Below are 1,389 nucleotides of genomic sequence, written 5' to 3' on the forward strand. Positions count from 1 at the left end.
GTCTATCGTTCCATTGATATAGGCCGTTACATTGGTAATATTTCCGGTTCCTAATTGGGCTTGGGGTAAATCAGTGTAGAATGTTACGGTATGTGTAGCAGCATTGATACTTCCCAATATCTCCGTTATTTTACTCGTTAAATCAAAACTCTCATAACCTACAGCACCTGTGTAATCACATAAATGGTAATCCGTCGGCTCGGTCGCTTCCGGCGTTGGGTTGACGATTAACTCGAGCTGAACATAATTTGAACAGCCTGTCGTAGTATAGAAAACTTTTACATAAATCGTTTGTTGATTTGGCTCTATGTTTGGATAAGGTCCTAAAATTGGATTGGAACCAAGTAACGCATCGGTTGGGGTTTCGTGGTACGTTACCGTTACTCCTGGTGGTACACTTCCTCCTGCTATTTGGTTGGTTGCTAAAGTCAAATCAAATACTTCAAATCCATCATTATTTGGATCACATCGCTCTAGTGGTGTTGGAGTTATAGCAACTGGTCCTTGTGTTACTCTTAATAATTGGGTTGTAACACTGTAACAGCCCGTTGCGCTATCTTCTACTCGAACATAAACGGTTTCATTATCGCTTCCTAAATAGGATAATGGAGTGGTTATTATGCTAGATGGTGTTTGGGCATCTACTAATGTGTTGTAATAACTTACAATCATACCCGTTGCTCCTGCTGTGGTCACTGACTCGTTTACAGTTAAATCAAAAGTGGCTGTGGTCACTGCTCCATTACTACATTGGAAGATTGGTAGTGGCACTGCAGTCAGCGGTAATGGATTTACTACTAAATTAAATGAACCAACTGTATTACATCCTGTCGCATTATCACGAATGTTAATCCAAATTTGTTGTGGATTACTTGTATTGGTGTAATTGTTTGGTAAACTGTTTACTTGGTTTTGAGCATCGGCTTGAGTTTCATAATACGTTACTGTTACTCCTGTTTGTCCATTAGCTATCTCTGCTGTTTTGGTATTTAAAACAAAGACTTCTTCCTCATCTCCACTGCTGTTGTAATCACACAACTCATAGTCCGTAATTACTGGATTTGGTAGTGGTAATGAATTAATTTTTAACTGAAATTGAGTAACACTGTAACAGGCTGTTGAGCCTGTAAAACTTGCTCTTACAAATATATCTTGACTACCTGGATTTATGTTACAATATAAACCTGTTAGTGGGTTTGATCCAGTTTGAGCATTGGTTAAGGTCTCGTGGTAAGTTATAACAACATTTGGATCGGTAGAAACTTCTGAATCCTTTTGGGTTAAATCAAAACAATTAAAACCGTCATTGTCTAAACTGTCATCACAAACAACAAATACTGTTGGAGTTGTAATAACTGGTGCTGTGTTTACTGTGATGGTGATGCTGCC

At 38.6% G+C, this 1,389-nt stretch carries 1 pseudogene; it reads right to left on the reverse strand.

Features of this window, described 5'->3' with window-relative positions:
• Positions 1–1,389: pseudogene (locus IAI56_RS15655) on the reverse strand (hypothetical protein); the annotation flags it as partial.

Source organism: Flavobacterium macrobrachii, from assembly GCF_014486675.1.
In the GTDB taxonomy this organism is placed as follows: Bacteria; Bacteroidota; Bacteroidia; order Flavobacteriales; family Flavobacteriaceae; genus Flavobacterium; species Flavobacterium macrobrachii.